Raw genomic sequence first — 19,677 nt, 5'->3', positions numbered from 1 at the left:
AAGCGTTTCTTTCCGGAAAGGGGATCAGGCCGAGCGTGCCGTGTTGAGCGGCAGCACGCGCGCGCGAGGCGCGGCGCTCCCGGCACTATCAGCGCTATCGGGCTGCTGACTGTCGTCGAGCAGCTCGCGCGCGTCGTCGCCATAGAGTTTCTGCAGAAGCGCGGGCGTGAGCGCCGCGGACGGTCCGTCGTACACGACCTTGCCGCGCCGCATCGCGATCGTGCGCTGGCAGTACTGCATCGCGATGTCGACCTGATGCAGCGAGACCAGCACCGTCAACCGATGCTCGATGTTCAGCGTCCTCAGCATCTCCATCACGCGGCGCGACGATTCCGGGTCGAGCGACGCAATCGGCTCGTCGGCGAGGATGATGCGTGCCTGCTGCACGAGCGCGCGCGCCAGCGCGGCGCGCTGCTGCTGACCGCCCGACAGGTTCGAGGCGCGCTCGCGCGCATGCTCGCCGATGCCGACTTCGTTCAATGCCGACATCGACAGCGCGCGCTCGCTGCGCGGAAAGCAGCCCGTGAGACGGCGCCACAGCGGCAGGCGCGCGAGCGAGCCGATCAGCACGTTCGCTTCGACCGTCAACCGGTTCACGAGATTGAACTGCTGGAAAACGAAGCCGATGTCGCGGCGAATGCTGCGCACTTCGCGCACGATGCGGCCGTTCTGCTGGATCGGACGCCCAAGTATCGCGATCTGCGAAGGCTGCGCATCCGACACCGTGAAGCCCGCGATATGTCGCAGCAGCGTCGACTTGCCCGAGCCCGACGCGCCGATCAGCGCGACCATTTCGCCCTGCTCGACGCGCAGGTCGATCTCGTCGAGCGCCTTGCGGCCGTTGCCGAATGTCTTGCTCAGGCGTTCGATGCGGATTGCTTCCATGTGTGTCCTGTCGATGACTCCGGTGCAAGCCGGAAGTTGTGGGACATTCTAGAAAGCGTCTGTGACGGTTGAGTGAAGGCGTCGCAACATCTAGACGACTACATCTTTCATCGATTCACACGGCAGCGTGCGGCGCGCCGCAGTGCCGGATCGCGCAGTGTGTCATCGATATGACAAACGCAACGGTGCGGACCACTGTCATCCATTGGCAAGCACGAAACGCTATAGTTCGAAACGTCACGCGTGAGCCGTCTCCAATAACCTCACACCACAACCGGCGCAGCCCATGCAGGCTCTGAGCTTTTTGCCCGATACGTTTACGGAGTACGAAGAACTGCAGGCGATTCTCGAGGTCGGCAGCGGCAGCTTCGAAATTCATTCCGTGTGCGAAACGCAGGTGCGCGGCAGGACGTTTGCCGTGCAGACGGCGAGCATCGGCTCGCGCGATCCGCGGGCGCCTGCGATCGGTTTCTTCGGCGGCATACACGGGCTCGAGCGGATCGGCACGCAGCTCGTGCTCGACTACATGCGCGCGCTGCTCGGCCGGCTCGAATGGGACGAACTGCTGGTGCGCCAGCTTCAGTCGATCCGCCTGATTTTCGTCCCGATCGTCAATCCAGGCGGAATGTGGGCCGCGACGCGCGCCAATCCGAACGGTGTCGATCTGATGCGTAACGCGCCGCAGGACGCCGAAGAGCGCGTGCCTTTGCTCGCGGGTGGACAGCGGGTCGGTTCGTGGCTGCCGTGGTATCGCGGGCGGCGCGGCGCGCCGATGGAAGCGGAGGCGGACGCGCTGTTGCGCGTCGTCGCGGATGAGCTGGCGGCGCGGCCGCTGTCGTTCGCGCTCGATTGCCATTCGGGCTACGGCTGGAGCGACAGCATCTGGTTCCCGTACGCGAAGACACGTCGCCCGATGCCGCATCTGCCGGAAATGTACGCGCTGAAGACGATGTTCGAGCGCGCGCATCCGCACCACGGCTACATGTTCGAGCCGCAGAGCCATCAGTATCTGCTGCACGGCGACCTGTGGGACTGCGCGTACGACCGCGCGCCGCCGCCCAACATCTTTCTGCCGATGACGCTCGAACTGGGCTCGTGGCTATGGATCAAGAAAAACCCCCGGCAGATCTTTTCGCGCCAGGGCATGTTCAACCCGCTGAAAGCGCACCGCACCGCGCGCGTATTGCGGCGCCACGCGAACCTGCTCGATTTTCTGACGCGCGCCGCTTACGCGTCGCAGCGCTGGCTGCCGCAAGGCAGCCGCCGCGAGCAGTTGCTCGAAAGCGCGACGGAACTCTGGTACAAGCCAGGCAAAACATGAGTACGTGGATCCTGTTGCGCGGTCTGACGCGCGAGGCACGGCACTGGGGCGCATTGCCCGACATGTTGCGCGTGGCGCTGGACGGCACGCCGCAAAGCGCATCCGTCACGCACGCCGCGCCCACTCGCGTGCTGACCATCGACCTGCCCGGCAACGGCGAATATGCGAACCTGCGCGCGCCGCTGGATGTCGCCGGGATGGTCGACTTCGTGCGGGCAGCAGCATCCGCCAGCGGCGCGGCGGGACCGTATTGCGTGCTGGCGATGTCGCTGGGCGGCATGGTCGCGACCTGCTGGGCGCAGCGTCATCCCGCCGAGATCGCGCGGCTCGTGCTGATCAACACCAGCATGCGGCCGTTCAGCCGCTTCGACGAACGGCTGCGCCCGCAGGCGTGGCCGGGGCTGGCGCGCATTGCCTCGCACTGGCGCGACGCGCGTGCCGCGGAAGAGACGATTCATCGCCTGACCTGCAATCACCGCGACACGGTCGACGCCGACCTGAAGGAATGGATCGCGATCCGCGAGAGCGCGCCCGTCAGCCGGGCGAACGCGCTGCGTCAGTTGCTCGCGGCCGCGCGCTTCAGCGCCGGGCGGCAGCGGCCGCCGTGCGCAACGCTGGTGTTGTCGTCGCGGGAAGACGGGCTGGTCGATCCCGCGTGCTCAGCGGCGCTGGCCGCGGCGTGGAGCGCCGATCACTGGCGGCACGCATGGGCCGGCCACGATTTGCCGCACGACGATCCCGTGTGGACCGTCGAACGCATCGGCGCCTGGCTAGTGCAGCCGACCGTCGATCCAGACCTCGAAAATGAGCAATCCGATTTAACCGACGAATAATCGATAATTAAATGTCCCATTAAGTTTCAAACACGAACAAAATACGCATCATTGATGCACTGCATTAGTGCAGCGCAATATCGACGCATTGCCTTTAGCAGTAAAGTTGTGCGGGCTCTGATTTTAGTGGACATGCATCGTGATTAATGGCAAATTGGTGCTGCGCGCCATTAACATGTGATAATCGATTGGGGTTCGGTGCATTTAGGCACATACTGAAATTGTAAAATAATTCCGCATACGGTTCGAGAGTGCGGAAATTCTTGCGGAAGAAGGCTGGGTGCGGCTTGCAAGGTCGTAAACGATACGTTTTTTTACGCCACCAATGCGCTGTGTGTCGCCAGCGCCAATCTGGCGCAAACCCATGGTGCGCAAGGCCACTAACGGCCTTTATCGAAGAATCGCGGGGGTTCCGGGGTGGATTATCCTGGCACTCAAGAATCGCGCCCGTCAAAAAAGAAACGTTTTTAAAATCTCGGGTTTCTTCTTAGTATTGTTCGCTAATCGTTTGAATTAAAAGCGATTGTAAAACCCCTCATTTTGGGAAACCGGCGCAATGCCGGTTTATGCGTTTCAAACGCGAAACATAAAACGTAGGTAATTACCCTCATCTTTCCATCCCGCATCACGGGAAATGTGAAATTTCTTTATATTTCAATGCCTTACATGCATGGCATCGCCTATGCGACACGGCGAGCCGGATTGGTGCAGTCTGCCAGCCCGCCCCCCATCTCCTCCAGGAGGATTCCATGCGCAAAACTCTACTGGCGTCCGCAGCAGTCATCGCCTTGGGCTGCAGCGGCTACGCAATGGCAAACCCATGCAGTGATAGCGATTCATCCTGCAACCAGAAGTCATACAGCGGGAGCAACACATCGACAAACTCGGCGACATCCGCTCAAACCAGCACCACGGGCAACAACGCAAATGAAATTACGACGGGTGCGAGGGTCGCGCAAGATTCGTTCAACAGCACCAAGATCGTCGCAGTGAGCCGTCTGTCCGGGTCTGTATCGGGCGTAAGCGTTTATGGCATTGGCAACCATGCCTATAACGACGGCAATGCGAACGGCGGACGCGGCGGCAGCGGCGCGAAAGGCATAGGCGGCAAGGGTGGCAGCGCATTGGCGATCGGCGGCGACGGCGGCTACGGCGGCAATGGCGGCAAGGCCATAGCTGGCGACGGCGGCAACTCCAGGGCATCGGCTGGCGATGGCGGCAACGCCAAGGCCTATGCCGGCGACGGCGGCAATTCCAAGGCCTACGGCGGCAAGGGCTCTGGCAGTGGCGGCGACGCATGGGCCAAGGGCGGCAGCGCGTACGCTGGATCGGCAGCGGCAGGCGGCGACGGACACGGCTCCGGCAAGGGCGCAGGTCTCGCGCTCGGTGCGGGCGCTGGGCTCGCAGGCAGCGGCGATGTGCACTCGAAGGCCAATGGCGGTGGCGGCAGCGCATCGTCGGCGAGCGGCGCAGCGACGGGCACGGGTACGGGCACGGCAACGGCGAGCGGCTCGGGCACGGGTACGGGCACGGGCGGCGCAGGCACGTCTGGCGCAGCAACGGCTACGGCTGGAACGGGCACCGCTACGGGCGGCGCAGGCACAGGCTCAGGCGGCGCAGCGACGTCGACGGCAGGTGCAGGCGGCGCAGCGACGGCTACGGCAGGTGCAGGCGGCACGGCAGGCTCGACGGCCGGTAACGGCGGCGATGCAGCGGGCGGCGCAGGCGGTGCAGGCGGCGCAGGCGCAGCAGCCACGGCGACGGCAGCGGCCGGCGGCGCGGGCACGGGCGGCGCAGGCGCTGCAGGCGGTGCAGGTGGCGCGATCGGCGTCGGCACGGGTGACTTCAGCATGGCCAACACCATGACGAGCGTCGCTCAGTCGGCAGCCGGCATTCTGGTCGCGAACCAGAACAGCGGCATGGCATCGCTGGTGCAACAGGCCGTCACCGTTCAGGCAAACCTGAGCGTTGGCCGTTAATCCAATAGGAGGCTTTCATGCGTAAGACACTTTTGGCATCAGCAGCCATCGTCGCGCTGGGCTTTAGCGGCTATGCGATGGCCAACCCCTGCGCGAATGGCGACTACTCGTGCAACCAGAAGTCGGGCAGTGGCGATAACTCCCTGTCGAACACGGCGTCGTCGACCCAAGGCAGCACGACGGGCAACAACGTCAACGAAGTGACGGGACACTCGAAGGTCTCGCAGGACTCATGGAACAACACGAAGACAGTGGCCGTCAGCAAGCTTGACGGCACCGTGAGCCATGTGAGGGTCACTGGCATCGGCAATGTCGCGACCAACTACGGCAACGTCAATGGCGGCAAGGGCGGCGACGGCGCCAAGGGCATCGGCGGCAAGGGCGGAAGCGCCGGCGCTGGCGGTGGCTATGGCGGCGACGGCGGCAATGGCGGTCGCGCCATTGCCGGCGACGGCGGCTGGTCGAAGGCATCGGGTGGCGATGGCGGCTACGCGAAGGCGTCGGGCGGCGATGGCGGCTGGTCGAAAGCATCCGGCGGCAAGGGCTACGGCAGCGGCGGTGACGCTGGCGCGAAGGGCGGCAGTGCAGGAGCAGGCACGCTTGCCTATGGCGGCTACGGCAGCGGCAAGGGCGCGGCAGTCGGCGCTGGAGCGGGTCTCGGGCTTGGCGCAGCTGGCAGCGGCGATCTGTCCTCACGTGCGGGCGGCGGCGGCGGCACGGCCACCTCGAACAGCGGCGCAGCGTCGGGCTCGGGCAGCGGCTCGGGTAGCGGCACGGCAACCGCTTCGGGTAGCGGCACGGGCGGCGCAGCCACGGCTGGCGCGGCGACCGCGACGGGCGGCGCAGCGACGGCATCGGGCGGCGCAGGCTCGGGCACGGGCGGCGCGGCGACGTCGACGGCAGGTGCAGGCGGCGCAGGCACCGCGTCAGCGGGTGACGGCGGCGCAGCGACGTCGACGGCTGGCAACGGCGGCGCAGCAACGGGCGGAGCAGGTGCAGCGGGTGGTGCAGGCGGTGCGGCGACGGCTTCGGCTGGAGCCGGTGCAGCAGGCACAGGTGGCGCAGGCGGTGCAGGCGGCGCTGGTGGAACCGTCACGATGACGACGGGCTCATTCGACATGTCGAACAACATGGCGAGCGCGGCTCAGTCGGCAGCTGGCGTGATGGTTCTGAACCAGAACAGCGGTATGGCGTCGCTCGTACAGCAGGCTGTCACAGTGCAGGCAAACCTGGCTGTCGGCCGCTAACTGACCTGAAGGACAGTTAGCGTCGATAAGTCGTTGTGTGATGTGCCGTGGGGCGTTCGCGCTCCACGGCTCCTGTTCCATCGTTCCGGCGCACGGGGTAGGCGCGCTGGGCGAAGGTCGCACAAATCGCACCTCGCCGGACGCTGCCGCGCGCGCCGCAAGGCCGTTGCAGCACGGATCGGCGAAGCACCAGGAGACAACCATGCAGGCGTTCAAACGCATTGCGAAGGTGGTACTGCCTGTCGTTATCGGACTGCCTTGCTTTGCAGCCTATGTTTTTGCCGGCGAACTGCGTTCTCCCGTGCAAGCGGATACGTCGATCGCTCCCGTTGTGTCAGCCGCTCCCTACGTGAGTGCGCTGAAGGCCCCGACAGCTGCCGCATCCCCTGCACCGGCGCCCGCCGACGCGACCTTCGGTGTCGCGATGTCGGCCGAGCAGCTCGATGCGCATCGCGGCGGCGAAGCCGTCTTCAACGACATGAACCTGCGCGGCACGGTCGCGAACAATACCGCGCGCAACGTGGACACCGGGTCGAACATGATCACGGGTGGCTCGTTCTCGAACGCGAGCGGCTTGCCGACCGTGATACAGAACACGGGCGCGAACGTGCTGATCCAGAACGCGACGATCGTCAACGTGCGCTTCGGGGAATGAGCGATGAAACTTCATGGAGCCCTTCAGGGAACCTTTCATGGAGCCTTTCATGGAGCCGTGTGGCTGCTTGCGTGCGCGTTGACGGCGGCAACCCCGGCGCGCGCCGACCCCATTACGATCTACGAGCCGTCGGGCGCCGGTTACGCGATGCACGTCACGAGCCTGAAAGAGGCTCGCTTCAAACGCACCATCAAGCAGCAGTTCGACTTCAGTTGCGGGTCCGCTGCCGTGGCGACGCTGCTCACGTTTCAATACAACTATCCGGTGAGCGAGCAGACCGCATTCCAGGAGATGTTCGAGAACGGCGATCAGGCGAAGATCCGCACTGAGGGCTTCTCGTTGCTCGACATCAAGCGCTTTCTCGAGCGGCGCGGGTTTATCGCGGACGGTTATGAGCTGCCGCTGCAAAAGCTCGTCGAAACCAACACGCCCGCGATCGTGCTGATCAGCGAAAGCGGCTATCACCATTTTGTCGTGGTGAAAGGGTTGAAGAACGACCGCGTGCTGATCGGCGATCCCGCAACGGGCACGCGTCCCATGCCGTTGAAGAGTTTCCAGGCGAAATGGGAAGACCAGGTCCTGTTCGTCATCCATAACAAACCTGGCGTCGGGGTCTTCAACGATCCCGTCGACTGGCGAGTCGCGCCGCCCGCGCCGCTCTATACGGGCGTCAATCGCGATGGTCTGTTCTTCACCGTCATGCCGAAGCATGGCGCGAGTGATTTCTGAGGGCCATCATGAGAACCGAGACCCGAAAACTCGCCGGCATTGCCACGATGGTATGTGGTTCGATGGTGACGTTCGGCGCACACGCGTTCGAACAGGGCGCGCCTGCCGCGGCGCCGGTGGTCGCGCCGGATGTCGCGGGCGCAGCGGTCGAGCCGCTGGTGTTGCGCGACGCCGCGCCTTTGGCGGATGCGACGGATGCCATTACGCAGGCTGTCGTCGATGCATTGTCCACGCAAAAGCCGCGCGCATTTTCCGACGATGGCGACGCCGATGGCATGCGTCACGTGCCCGTGTCGTACGCGGCACCGATCGCCGTCGCGACACCGCGCCAGGAAGCTGCTGACGAAGCGAATAGCGCGGCAAAGCAGGATGCGAATGACGAAGCGAGCCGCGTAACGAACGAAGCCGTCATCAACGAAGCGCTGTATGCAGTCGATGCTTCGTCGACGCCGTCTTCGTCTTCGTCTCCGCAAGAAAACGATGTGCTCGCACAGCGCGATGCGGTTGAACACCAGGATGCGGCCGACGTAACCGCGGCCGCAGCGCCCGCAGCGCCCGTAGCGCCCATAGAGCCCGCACTCGCGCAAGAAGCCGAAGCGCCCGTCAAACCGCTTCCGGTGTCGTATGCGGCACCGATCGCGGTTGCCGCGCGCAAAGGTGAAAACACTGAAAAGGCCGAAAAGGCCGAAGCGCCACGCGCACAGCAGGTAGAAGAACGCGCGCAAGCGCAATTGATGCGGCATGAACAACTGACTCTCGATGCAACGCCGACACCGCCCCCCGTGTCGCCCGCGCATGAAGCGCCGGTTGCGAATGAACGCGTGATCGTCAAGCCGCCGGTTTCGTATGCGAGGCCCATTGCCGTGCCTGTTTCGCAGACGGCAAAGAGCGTGCAGAACGATTCGACGGCTTCGACAAATACATCGGTGCAAACAGCCGGGCAACCGCAGATCAAAGAACGCGCCGCGCCGCCCGCGCAGGCACAGGTCAAAGCGCCGCTTTCGTATGCGGCGCCCATTGCCGTGCCTCAAGCGTCGCGCAACGACACGCCCCCCGACCGCGGTCACGAAGTCAAAGCAAGAGCGGACACAGAAGATCCGAACTGGTCATCGAAAACGACAGTCGCCATCAGCGAAGAAAAACTCGACACGATGCGCGGCGGCTTCGATGTGGCAAACGGCCTGAAGATCTCGTTCGGTGTGTCGAGGATGGCAGTCGTGAACGGCAATCTCGTCACGCAGACCAGCTTCAACATTCCGGACCTGAGCAACATGACGACGCAGCAGGCGCAATCGCTCGCCGCGGCGAACATCGGGTCGCTACTGCAAAACGGTGGCGGCAACATCGCGCAGCAGGGCTCGGTGCAGGGCCTGTCGGGCGCGGTGATCCAGAACACGCTCAGCAACCAGAACATTCAGGCGCTGACGACGATCAATGCATCGGTCAATTCGTTGGGGTTATTCAAGAGCATGAATCTGGGCGCGACCTTGAACAATGCATTGATGAATTCAGTCCGGCCCAGATAGAAGCCTGAAAAAAGAAACTCGCGACGCTGGGGAGGCGTCGCGAGTTTTTGTTTCGATAGAGACGTTGCGAGGGAACCAGGTTAGAACTGGATCGGCATGCGGAACGTCAGCGTGAGATCCGGCGTGTCGCGCGTGAGGCCGGCGCCGAGCGAGAAGTTGAGCGTCGTCTTCGGCGTGAGGCGGTACGAGTAGCCGACGAGCAACGTGCCGAGTATCACGCGCACCGAACCTGGCACGGTCGATCCGTTCTGCTTGGTCGGCAGCACGATGCTCTGGTCATAGCCGATACTGAACGAAGCCTTTTCGTTCAGCGCGAGGCCCATGCCGATATTGAAGCCATAGATATCGCCTGGCTGGATCTTGCCGACGAAATCGGTCTCGCCGTTCAGGATGTGCAGGCTCAGGTCGCTGCGGGCAAAGCTGTGCAAGTAGCTGAAGTTGCCGAAGAACACGACCGGGTCGCTCGGGAACAGCCACGTGAGACCCGGCTGGATCGCATAGAAACCGGTGCCCGTTGGCTGTTCGAGCGGCAGGCCCGTCCCCGTCGTATTGCCAATGCAGCGCGTCACGCAATCGGTCACGACGTCGAACGGGCTCTTGCCCGTGGCCGTCTTGAAGCGCAGCCAGCCGATGTAATAGAACTTGTCCGGGCCGCCCTCGTTCAGCTGGTAGCGCATCGTCATTTCGACGTCGCCGATGCCGTGGCCGCTGCTACCGAAGACGTTGTCCTGCGCCGAGCCCGTGAAGATCTCGCGGCTGACGGTGTCGTTGGTCGAATAGACATACGGCACGCGCACTTCGACTTCCATCCGGTTCGTAATGCCGTAACGCGCGGCAACGCCGGCCGTCAGCACGTTCGACTTGATCTCGCGCACGTCGATCAAACCGATCAGCAAGGCGGGAATGATCGTATAGCCAACCAGCGCGACACGGTCCGACGACGAATAGCCGAACTGGAACGAAGGTTCGAGCACGAACTTGTTCTTCGGCGTGAGCACGCCGGGCTGATCGAAGATCGGCGCGACGGCGGGCGGCGCGGTGTCGGGGATAGGCGCCTGGCCGACAGGCTGGACCTGTTGCTCGCCGCCTGCGTTTTGCGCCATGTTGATCACAGGCGCGGGTGCTGCGCCCGTCGCGGCGCCGGCTGTTGCACCAGCTGCCGCACCTGCCGTTGCGGCGTCGGCGGCATTGGGTGCTGCGTCTGCAGGGCCGGCTGGCGTCGCGCTCTGCGCAATGCCGGTGGCGGGCGCTGCGCCCGAGCCGGGCTGGCCAGTGCCACGCGTCACGTCGAGCATGCGTGAATCGAGTGCCTTGCTCAATTGCTGGAATTGCGCTTCTTCTTCCGCGATTTTGCGCTTTAGTGCATCGAGTTCCTTGATACGGTTGTTCAGTTCCTGGCGAAGGGTTGCGATATTTTCTTGTGCGGTTTGATCTTGAAGCGATTGCGCATGAGCTTCAACGTAAAAGAGAAGCATCGTTGCGTAACTGATCGTCCGCACATGTCGAAATGGCTCGCGCTTCATGGGTCTGTTCTCCATGTCAGGCTTGCAGGTTCTACCCCGGTACACCTCGACAACAGGCCAGCGGCATCGACACGTCGAGTCGTTGTGCTGGGCATGAAGCAACCCCTTCGTATGACCGCTTTACGCGACACTAGAGCGTCTCCATGCTCGCGAATGGAATCGGTATTGGAACCGTGATTCGCTATTGGTATCTATTTCCAACTTGTGTTCATGCATCCGCAATAAAACCTTTAAAAAAATGACCGTCTATGGCTTTATTGCGGACCATAAAAGCCTAACGCATCGCTGCTACATAAGCTAATAAGAAGAACCCTGGCCTGTGATGGTTAGCCAACAGAACGAAGCATTTTTCATGGGGCTTTGCAACGCGCGATCCACTCTGCGTACTTGCAATCGACACGCTTCTGTCACAGGCGCGAGCAAGCATGCGCGATGTGCGCATGCACAATCCGTTTCTGCTCAACGGGTGCATAATGCGCTTCAGTCTATGCAATCGATTGTCGCCCGTCGCGGAGGACGTCATGCAAGCGAAGAACGAAGAAGCCGTTGCCCATCTGCTCAACGATGTCGTCGAATTCGCGCGAGGACGATTGCCCGAGCCCGCTTTCGCAGCTGTCGAGCCATTCCTGCGTCACTACTACGACTTTGCCGATGCCGACGATCTGCAAAGCCGCGGCATCGCCGATCTCTACGGCGCCGCGATGGCGCACTGGCAAACGGCGCAACGCTTCGTGCCGGGCAGCGAACGTTTGCGCGTCTACAACCCGATTCTCGAACAGCACGGCTGGCACTCGGATCACACCGTCATCGAGATCGTCAACGACGACATGCCGTTTCTGGTGGACTCGGTTTCAATGGCCGTCAACCGTCTCGGTCTGTCACTGCACTCCGTGTTGCACCCCGTATTTCGCATATGGCGCGGCCAGGACGGCGGCATCGAGCGCATCGCGCCCGGTGGCGCATCGAGCGACGACGGCCGTTCGCAACTCGCTTCGTTCATTCATTTCGAGGTGGACCGCTGCGGCGATGCTGCGAAGCTCGATGCATTACGCAACGAGATCGCGAAGGTATTGGGCGATGTGCGTGCCTCCGTTGAGGACTGGCCGAAGATCGTCGAGATAGCGCGCACGACGATCCGCGACATGGCCGCCCGCGAGACGAGCCCGGAAGGCGTCGAAGCGCGTGCGTTCGTCGAATGGATGGTCGCGGACCACTTCACGTTTCTCGGCCAGCGCGATTACGAACTGGTCACGCATAACGGCGAGTACGGTCTGCGCGGCGTGCCGGGCTCGGGCTTCGGCCTCTTGCGCGAATCGTTGCGGCCGCAGGGCGCGTCTGAAGTGACGCCGTTGCCGGCCGCCGCCGCCGATATCATCGCGGGCGCGACGCCCATCTTTCTGACCAAGGCCAATTCGCGCGCGACGGTGCATCGGCCCGGCTATCTCGACTATGTCGGCGTGAAGCTCGTCGGGCCGGACGGCAAGATCAACGGCGAGCGGCGTTTTATCGGGTTGTATACGTCGACCGCTTATACGGCGTCCGCTTCGGAGATTCCGATCGTGCGCCGCAAATGCGCGAACATCGTGCGGCGCGCGGGTTTTCTGCCGAAGGGGCATCTCGGCAAATCGTTGGTGACAGTACTGGAAACGTATCCACGCGATGAACTCTTCCAGGCCGACGAGAACGAACTTTACGACACGGCGATGGGCGTGCTGCGCTTGCAGGAGCATCAGCGCACGCGGATGTTCGTGCGGCGTGACCGCTTCGACCGCTTCGTGTCGTGCCTCGCGTTCGTACCGCGCGACAAATACAACACCGACTTGCGCCGGCGTATCGCCAGGCTGCTGATGAGCGCGTTCAACGGCACGAACGTCGAGTTCACGCCGCTGCTGTCCGAGTCGGCGCTCGCACGCATTCATTTCGTCGTTCACGCGGAGCCGGGCGCGATGACGGATGTCGATACGCGCGAACTCGAACAGCGGCTCATCCAGGTGTCGCGCCGCTGGCAGGACGATCTCGCCGACGCGTTGCTCGACGCGTTCGGCGAAGAGCAGGGCAACCGCCTGTTGCAGCACTATGCGGATTCGTTTCCGGCCGGCTATCGCGACGACTATCCGGCCCGCACGGCGGTGCGCGATATCGAGCTGATCGAGCGCGTGCAGGGCACGGAGCAGATCGCGATGAACCTGTACCGGCCGATTGAAGCGGGGCCACGCGCGTTCCGCTTCAAGGTGTATCGCGTGGGCGATCCGATTGCGCTGTCGCGCAGTCTGCCAATGCTCGAACATCTGGGCGTGCGCGTCGACGAAGAGCGGCCTTACCTGATCGAAGCGCCGGGTGCCGCACCCGCATGGATTCACGACTTCGGCCTCGAACTGGCCGATGACACCGAGTTCGACATCGAGCGCGTGAAGGGCCTGTTCGAAGATGCGTTCGAGCGCGTCTGGACGGGCGATATCGAAGACGACAATTTCAACCGCCTCGTGCTGCGCGCGCAACTGAGCGCGCGCGAAGTGATCATCTTGCGGGCCTACGCGAAGTATCTGCGCCAGGTGGGCTCCACATTTAGCGACGCGTATATCGAGCGTGCGTTGACGGGCAATCCCGCCATCGCGCGGATGCTGGTCGAACTGTTCATTGCGCGGTCCGATCCTGCGCCTGCCACGACACGCGAGACACGCGTCGAACGGCTGCTGAAGACGATCGAAGGCGCGCTCGACGAAGTGCCGAATCTCGACGAAGACCGTATCCTGCGCCAGTTCCTCGGCGTGATCAACGCGACGCAGCGCACGAACTACTACCGGCGCGACGAGAGCGGCAAGCCGAAACCTTATCTGTCGTTCAAGTTCGATCCCGCGAAAGTGCCGGGCTTGCCCGAGCCGAAGCCGATGTTCGAGATCTGGGTGTATTCGCCGCGTGTCGAAGGCGTGCATCTGCGCGGCGGGCGTGTCGCGCGCGGCGGCTTGCGCTGGTCCGACCGTCGCGAGGATTTCCGCACGGAAGTGCTCGGTCTGATGAAGGCGCAGATGGTGAAGAACGTCGTGATCGTGCCGGTGGGATCGAAGGGCGGGTTCGTCGTGAAGAACCCGCCGCCACCGACCGATCGCGAATCCTGGATGCGCGAGGGCGTTGCGTGCTACCAGACGTTCCTGCGTGGGCTGCTCGATCTCACCGATAACCGCGTGGGCGGCCAGATCGTGCCGCCACCCGACGTCGTGCGGCATGATCCCGACGATCCGTATCTCGTCGTCGCTGCCGATAAGGGCACGGCCACGTTCTCCGATTTCGCGAACGCGATATCGCAGGAATACGGTTTCTGGCTCGACGACGCATTTGCATCGGGCGGCTCGGTCGGCTACGACCACAAGAAAATGGGCATCACCGCGCGCGGCGCGTGGGAGTCGGTGAAGCGCCATTTCCGCGAAATGGGCGTCGATACGCAGTCGATGGACTTCACGGTGGTCGGCGTCGGCGACATGTCGGGCGACGTGTTCGGCAATGGCATGCTGCTGTCGCAGCATATTCGCCTGATCGCCGCGTTCGATCACCGGCATGTGTTCCTCGACCCGAACCCCGATCCCGCGACGAGCTTCGCCGAACGTCAACGGCTCTTCAACCTGGACCGTTCGAGCTGGGCCGATTACGACCCTGCGCTGATTTCGCAAGGCGGCGGCGTGTTCGCGCGCACTGCGAAGACGATCCCGCTTTCGCCCGCCGTGCAATCGATGCTCGGCATCACGGCCGCCGCGCTCGCGCCCTCGGAACTGGTACGCGCGATTCTTCAGGCACCCGTTGATCTGCTCTATAACGGCGGCATCGGCACCTATGTGAAGGCGAGCCGCGAAACGCATGCGCAGGTCGGCGACAAGGCCAACGACGCGGTCCGCGTGAACGGCTGCGATCTGCGTTGCAAGGTGGTCGCGGAAGGCGGCAATCTGGGGCTCACGCAACTCGGGCGCATCGAGTTCGCGCAACGCGGCGGCCGCATGAATACCGATGCAATCGATAATTCCGCGGGCGTCGACTGCTCGGACCACGAAGTGAACATCAAGATTCTGCTCGGCCTCGTCGTCGCGGATGGCGAGATGACGGACAAGCAGCGCAATGCGTTGCTCGCGGAAATGACGGAGGAAGTGGGCCTGCTGGTGTTGCAGGACAATTATTATCAAACCCAGGCGTTGTCGATTGCAGGCCGCTATGCGGCCGAACTGTTCGACGCCGAAATGCGCATGATGCGTTATCTCGAACGCGCGGGAAGGTTGAATCGAGTGATCGAATTTCTCCCGTCTGAAGACGAGATCAACGAACGTCTTGCCGCGAAACAGGGTTTGACTTCGCCCGAGCGCGCGGTGCTGCTCGCGTATAGCAAGATGTGGCTCTACGATGCGCTGCTCGAAACCGACGTGCCGGAAGATGCGCTGGTGGCGGGCATGCTGACCGAGTACTTCCCGAAGCCGTTGCGCCAGCGCTTCAGCGAGCCGATGCATCATCATCCGCTGCGCCGCGAGATTCTGGCGACGCATTTGACGAATGCGCTGGTGAATCGTGTTGGCTGTGCGTTCGTACACCGGATGATGGAAGAGACTGACGGGAAGCCCGGCGACATCGTGCGCGCGTGCATGATTGCGCGTGACGTGTTCGATCTCAACGAGGTGTGGCGCAATATCGACGCGCTCGACAATCGCGTCGCCGACGACGTGCAGGCGCGCATGTTCGTCGAGATCACGAAGCTGCTGGAGCGCGCCGCGCTGTGGTTCCTGCGGCATCTGCAGTCGGGCGAAGTGAAGGACGGCGGCGTGGCGGAACTGATTGCGCGCTGTCGCGACGCCGCGCAACGGCTCGCGCCGCAATTGCCGATGCTGTTGCCCGGCGCGGAACTCGAAGCCTTGTCCGAGCGGCAGCGCGTGCTCGTCGATGCGGGCGTCGACAGCGAGCTGGCGGTGCGCGTCGCGAGCGGCGACATACCTGCTGCGCTGCTCGATATCGCGGAAGTGTCGGCGACGACAGAGCGCGGGCTCGAACTCGTCGCAGGCGTGTACTTCGCGTTGGGCACGCAACTGAACTACGGCTGGATCGGCGAGCGCGCCGAGGCACTGCCGACATCGACGCATTGGGACGTGATGGCGCGGGCCGCCGCGCTCGCCGAGCTTGCGCGACTCAAGCGCGTGCTGACGACGAGCGCGCTCACGGAAGCGCCCGAGGCGACGACTGCGGAAGGCGTCGTGGAAGCGTGGCGCGCAAAACGCGAGAACGCGCTCGCGCGCTATGCGCAACTGCTGACGGATTTGCGCGCGGCGGGCGGCGCGACCCTGTCGATGCTGCTCGTGATCGTGCGGGAGATGGCGACGCTCGAACGCCGCTAAACGCGCCCGGTTGCCTTCAAAGGAACGCGCTGTCGTCACACAGACGAGGGTGCGTTTCTCTTTGCGCGACCTGTTTGACAGCGCTTTCGCGGATTGCCGGATAATAGCCCTTATCGACCCACCGGCACCTCACCATCATGAGCGAATCTGCTGTCAGTTCCAACGTTCCACGACTCACGAGCCTTTCGCACGGCGGCGGCTGCGGCTGCAAGATCGCGCCGGGCGTGCTGTCCGATCTTCTGAAGCGCAGCGTGCCGATGCCAACGTTTCCGGACCTGCTGGTCGGCACGGAAACCTCGGATGACGCTGCTGTGTATCGCCTGAACGACGAGCAGGCGATCATCGCGACGACCGACTTCTTCATGCCGATCGTCGACGATCCGTACGACTTCGGCCGCATCGCCGCAACCAACGCGCTCTCCGATGTCTATGCGATGGGCGGAAAGCCGATTCTCGCGCTCGCGCTGGTCGGCATGCCGATCAACGTGTTGCCGCACGATGTGATCGCAGCCGTGCTGCGCGGCGGCGAGGATGTGTGCGCGCAGGCGGGCATTCCCGTCGCGGGCGGTCATTCGATCGACTCCGTGGAGCCGATCTACGGTCTTGCCGCGCTCGGCGTCGTGCATCCGAAACGCGTGAAGCGCAATGCGTCCGCGCAAGCCGGCGACGTGCTCGTGCTCGGCAAGCCGCTCGGCGTCGGCGTGCTGTCGGCGGCGCTGAAGAAGAATCAGCTCGACGCGGCAGGCTATGCCGCGATGATCGCGGCCACCACCAAGCTCAATCGCCCGGGCACCGAACTGGCTGCACTCGAAGGCGTACACGCGATGACGGACGTGACGGGCTTCGGCCTGCTCGGCCATACGCTGGAACTCGCGCGCGGCGCGCAACTGACCGCGCGATTGCGTTACGCGGATCTGCCGTGGATCGCAGGTGTCGATGCGTTCGCGGCGGCGGGCGTCATCACGGGCGCGTCGGGCCGCAACTGGGCTTCGTATGGCGAAGACATGCGTCTTGCGGATTCGCTGCCCGACACGGCACGCGCGTTGCTGACCGATCCGCAGACCTCGGGCGGCCTGCTGGTGTCGTGCGCGCCTGCTGCCGTCGACGACGTGCTCGCGATCTTCCGCGCGGACGGCTTCGATCGCGCGGTGGTAATCGGCGAATTGCACGATGGCGCACCGCGCGTCGAAGTCGTTTAATTCTTTCTCACTCCAATTGCATCAAGACAACTCGAAGAGCCTATGAAAGAAGAATCACCGAAGGCCATTTTTTACGCGCTGGCAGCGAATCTCGGCATTGCGGTTTGCAAGTTCGCGGCCGCGGCATTCACGGGTTCCGGTTCGATGTTCGCCGAGGCGATTCACTCGACGGCCGATTGCGGCAACCAGGTATTGCTGCTGTTCGGCCTCAAGCAGGCGCGTCGTCCCGCAAGCCTGTTGCATCCGCTCGGCGCGGGGCGCGTAATCTATTTCTACTCGCTGATCGTCGCGCTGCTGCTGTTCTTTGTCGGCGGCGTGTTTTCTGTGTATGAGGGTGTGCATCGTCTGATGGCGCATGAGCCGTTGTCGCATGCCTATATTGCGCTTGGCGTGCTGGGTGTTTCGGTGGTGCTCGAAACTTTTTCGCTGATGGGTGCGATCCGGGAAATCCGCAAGACCAATCCCGACAAGTCGATGTGGCGATGGTTTCGCGAAACGCGCGAATCGGAATTGCTCGTCGTCACGGGCGAAGACGTGGCCGCGCTGCTCGGTCTTGCGATTGCCTTCGTCGCCGTGCTGATGACGATGATCACTGGCAATCCCGTGTTTGACGCGTGGGGTTCCGTCGGCGTCGGTGTGTTGCTGATGGTGATTGCGGTTCTGGTGGCGCGCGAGGTCAAGTCGATGATTATCGGCGAATCCGCGAGCCCGGAAGTGCGGCGTGCAATCGAAGCGCATCTGCACACGCGCAAGGAGATACGCAGCATCATCAATCTGATCACGCTGCAGTGGGGCCGTCATGTTGTCGTCGCGGTGCAGGCCGAAATGATCGACTACGACAGCGGCCGTGCAATGGTCGACGCGATCAATATCGTCGAAGCCGATTTGCAGGCGACTTTTCCGCAAGTGCGATGGGTGTTCTTCGAGCCGGACGTGCCGAGAGTGAGAACCGAGTCGTCGCTCGATTAAGCGTTGATATCTGTCTCAAAGGCCCGCGAACGATGCACTCGATGCAACGTTCGCGGGCCTTTTCGTTTCTGATGCATTTTTCGTATTGCAGTTCTTTTTCGATTTATGCGAATCAGCTATTTGAAATGACAAGTGGAATTAGCTAATGGAAAACAATTCGACGCCGCCTATACTTAGCTCCGCCCTGTTACGCGAGGGCATGCATTCCATTCCCAATCCTTTAACAAGCTTAAAGAAAGGACTTGTCATGGTAACTCGCACGGTAGGCGCATTGACGGCCCTGGCACTGGCCGCATGCACGGCGGTCTCGCCATTGGCGAATGCGCAGGACGACAGCTTTGCGCAAGACAACGGCGAATCGCACGGCCGGCCCGTCAAGGTGATGATCATTTCGATGTTCGGACCGGAAGGGCAGGTGTGGCTCGATAAACTCGGGCCGTGGCAAGACATTCCTGTCGCGGGTCTTTCGCCGGATTATCCGAATATCCATTGCAACAGGCAGGACATCTGCGTAATGACGACGGGCATGGGCCACACGAATGCCGCCGCGTCGACCATGGCGCTCGCATTCTCGCCGCGGTTCGATTTGCGGCACACCTATTTCATGGTGGCGGGCATTGCGGGCATCGATCCAGGTCAAGGTACGGTCGGCTCCGCTGCGTGGGCCAAATACCTTGTCGACTTCGGCATTCAATGGGAAATCGACGGACGCGAAATTCCGCCGGGCTGGAACACCGGCTATCTCGGCATCAATACGAAAAGCCCTTCGGAGAAGCCGCCACTCGACTACCGCACCGAAGTGTTCAAGTTGAATCCACGCCTCGCCGAGGTGGCTTTTGCATTGTCGCAAAACGTCGTGCTGTCTGACAACGCGCAGGCGCAAGCAGCGCGCGCCAAATACAACTATGCGCCTGCCAATCATGTGCCTACGGTCATTCAGTGCGACACACTAGCAGGCGATACGTGGTGGTCCGGTACGAAGCTGGGCGAACGCGCGCGCGACTGGACGAAGATTCTCACGGACGGCAAGGGCGTCTATTGCACGACGCAACAGGAAGACAACTCGACCTATGAAGCGTTGAAGCGCGCTGCAAGCGTGCATCGCGTCGATTTGAATCGCGTTGCGGTATTGCGTGCGGGTTCGGATTTCGATCGTCCTTATGATGGACAGACGAGCGCCGACAACTTGCTCAACTACGCTGCGCAAGGTGGCTTCACTATCGCGCTTGAGAACCTGTACCGCGCGGGCAATCCGCTCGTTCAGGACATCGTGTCGCATTGGGGCGAATGGCGCAACGGCGTGCCGCATCGCTGATCGCGTAGCGAAGAACTTTAAATCTGCACCAATGCAAAGCGCTCAATCGCTTTCATGCGATTGAGCGCAGTTCACACACTTCGCTATCTTCCAACGCGCGCTTAATGCGAGCGATAGGGCGTCCAGACGGGAA

The 19,677-nt window shown here is 62.7% G+C and carries 13 protein-coding genes; 11 read left to right on the top strand and 2 right to left on the bottom strand.

Annotated features, from left to right (window positions below; genetic code table 11):
* Nucleotides 1-24: 24 nt before the first annotated feature.
* Entirely contained in the window at nt 25-885 is an 861-nt protein-coding gene (phnC, locus tag BLT65_RS07910; RefSeq protein ID WP_091776677.1) for a phosphonate ABC transporter ATP-binding protein, read from the bottom strand.
* Between the two features lie 286 nt (nt 886-1,171).
* Between phnC and BLT65_RS07905 the strand changes: the two genes are divergently transcribed.
* The 7 genes from BLT65_RS07905 to BLT65_RS07875 all read left to right on the top strand — a co-directional run bounded on the left by BLT65_RS07905 (nt 1,172) and on the right by BLT65_RS07875 (nt 9,175).
* Nucleotides 1,172-2,206 (top strand): M14 family zinc carboxypeptidase, encoded by a 1,035-nt coding sequence (locus tag BLT65_RS07905; protein WP_042306538.1) that lies wholly within the window; start codon nt 1,172-1,174, stop codon nt 2,204-2,206.
* Nucleotides 2,203-3,039 (top strand): alpha/beta fold hydrolase, encoded by an 837-nt coding sequence (locus BLT65_RS07900; RefSeq protein ID WP_091776675.1) that lies wholly within the window; start codon nt 2,203-2,205, stop codon nt 3,037-3,039. The genes BLT65_RS07905 and BLT65_RS07900 overlap by 4 nt, the downstream gene beginning before the upstream one ends.
* 749 nt (nt 3,040-3,788) lie before the next feature.
* Nucleotides 3,789-5,018 (top strand): hypothetical protein, encoded by a 1,230-nt coding sequence (locus BLT65_RS07895; protein WP_042306536.1) that lies wholly within the window; start codon nt 3,789-3,791, stop codon nt 5,016-5,018.
* 17 nt (nt 5,019-5,035) lie between these two features.
* Nucleotides 5,036-6,265 (top strand): hypothetical protein, encoded by a 1,230-nt coding sequence (locus tag BLT65_RS07890; protein WP_042306535.1) that lies wholly within the window; start codon nt 5,036-5,038, stop codon nt 6,263-6,265.
* 202 nt (nt 6,266-6,467) lie between these two features.
* Nucleotides 6,468-6,920 carry a hypothetical protein gene (locus BLT65_RS07885; protein ID WP_091776673.1) on the top strand — a complete coding sequence of 151 codons (453 nt, stop codon included), beginning with the start codon at nt 6,468-6,470 and terminating at the stop codon, nt 6,918-6,920.
* 3 nt (nt 6,921-6,923) lie between these two features.
* A complete protein-coding gene (locus tag BLT65_RS07880; protein WP_091776671.1) occupies nt 6,924-7,649 on the top strand; it encodes a C39 family peptidase in 726 nt (241 codons plus the stop codon).
* 8 nt (nt 7,650-7,657) lie between these two features.
* Nucleotides 7,658-9,175 (top strand): hypothetical protein, encoded by a 1,518-nt coding sequence (locus BLT65_RS07875; RefSeq protein ID WP_091776668.1) that lies wholly within the window; start codon nt 7,658-7,660, stop codon nt 9,173-9,175.
* Nucleotides 9,176-9,255: 80 nt separating this feature from the next.
* Here the strand turns inward: BLT65_RS07875 and BLT65_RS07870 are convergent, their stop codons facing one another.
* Nucleotides 9,256-10,698, bottom strand: coding sequence for an acetate kinase (locus tag BLT65_RS07870; RefSeq protein ID WP_091776666.1), 1,443 nt, complete (start codon nt 10,696-10,698; stop codon nt 9,256-9,258).
* 521 nt (nt 10,699-11,219) lie between these two features.
* On the opposite strand from BLT65_RS07870, the gene BLT65_RS07865 reads away from it, so the two are divergent.
* The 4 genes from BLT65_RS07865 (at nt 11,220) to BLT65_RS07850 (ending at nt 19,544) form a co-directional block, all read left to right on the top strand.
* Nucleotides 11,220-16,061: an NAD-glutamate dehydrogenase gene (locus tag BLT65_RS07865; RefSeq protein WP_091776968.1), complete on the top strand. Its 4,842-nt coding sequence runs from the start codon at nt 11,220-11,222 to the stop codon at nt 16,059-16,061.
* A 137-nt stretch (nt 16,062-16,198) separates the two neighbouring features.
* Nucleotides 16,199-17,260, top strand: coding sequence for a selenide, water dikinase SelD (selD, locus tag BLT65_RS07860; RefSeq protein WP_091776664.1), 1,062 nt, complete (start codon nt 16,199-16,201; stop codon nt 17,258-17,260).
* Between the two features lie 42 nt (nt 17,261-17,302).
* Nucleotides 17,303-18,229, top strand: a complete 927-nt coding sequence (locus tag BLT65_RS07855) for a cation diffusion facilitator family transporter (protein ID WP_042306530.1) — start codon at nt 17,303-17,305, stop codon at nt 18,227-18,229.
* 247 nt (nt 18,230-18,476) lie between these two features.
* The gene (locus tag BLT65_RS07850) at nt 18,477-19,544 is read left to right on the top strand and encodes a purine-nucleoside phosphorylase (protein WP_091776662.1); all 1,068 of its coding nucleotides are present in this window, start codon (nt 18,477-18,479) and stop codon (nt 19,542-19,544) included.
* Nucleotides 19,545-19,677 lie beyond the last annotated feature (133 nt).

Origin of the sequence: Paraburkholderia steynii (assembly GCF_900100565.1) — a bacterium.
Taxonomy (GTDB): Bacteria; Pseudomonadota; Gammaproteobacteria; order Burkholderiales; family Burkholderiaceae; genus Paraburkholderia; species Paraburkholderia terrae.
The sequence above is the reverse complement of the archived record's forward strand: the minus strand, read 5'-3'. Positions and strand labels throughout refer to the sequence as shown.

What these genes read in the sequence shown, in the direction of transcription:
- phnC (WP_091776677.1), bottom strand. Translation starts at nt 885, where the DNA reads ATGGAAGCAATCCGCATCGAACGCCTGAGCAAGACATTCGGCAACGGC.
- BLT65_RS07905 (WP_042306538.1), top strand. Translation starts at nt 1,172, where the DNA reads ATGCAGGCTCTGAGCTTTTTGCCCGATACGTTTACGGAGTACGAAGAA.
- BLT65_RS07900 (WP_091776675.1), top strand. Translation starts at nt 2,203, where the DNA reads ATGAGTACGTGGATCCTGTTGCGCGGTCTGACGCGCGAGGCACGGCAC.
- BLT65_RS07895 (WP_042306536.1), top strand. Translation starts at nt 3,789, where the DNA reads ATGCGCAAAACTCTACTGGCGTCCGCAGCAGTCATCGCCTTGGGCTGC.
- BLT65_RS07890 (WP_042306535.1), top strand. Translation starts at nt 5,036, where the DNA reads ATGCGTAAGACACTTTTGGCATCAGCAGCCATCGTCGCGCTGGGCTTT.
- BLT65_RS07885 (WP_091776673.1), top strand. Translation starts at nt 6,468, where the DNA reads ATGCAGGCGTTCAAACGCATTGCGAAGGTGGTACTGCCTGTCGTTATC.
- BLT65_RS07880 (WP_091776671.1), top strand. Translation starts at nt 6,924, where the DNA reads ATGAAACTTCATGGAGCCCTTCAGGGAACCTTTCATGGAGCCTTTCAT.
- BLT65_RS07875 (WP_091776668.1), top strand. Translation starts at nt 7,658, where the DNA reads ATGAGAACCGAGACCCGAAAACTCGCCGGCATTGCCACGATGGTATGT.
- BLT65_RS07870 (WP_091776666.1), bottom strand. Translation starts at nt 10,698, where the DNA reads ATGAAGCGCGAGCCATTTCGACATGTGCGGACGATCAGTTACGCAACG.
- BLT65_RS07865 (WP_091776968.1), top strand. Translation starts at nt 11,220, where the DNA reads ATGCAAGCGAAGAACGAAGAAGCCGTTGCCCATCTGCTCAACGATGTC.
- selD (WP_091776664.1), top strand. Translation starts at nt 16,199, where the DNA reads ATGAGCGAATCTGCTGTCAGTTCCAACGTTCCACGACTCACGAGCCTT.
- BLT65_RS07855 (WP_042306530.1), top strand. Translation starts at nt 17,303, where the DNA reads ATGAAAGAAGAATCACCGAAGGCCATTTTTTACGCGCTGGCAGCGAAT.
- BLT65_RS07850 (WP_091776662.1), top strand. Translation starts at nt 18,477, where the DNA reads ATGGTAACTCGCACGGTAGGCGCATTGACGGCCCTGGCACTGGCCGCA.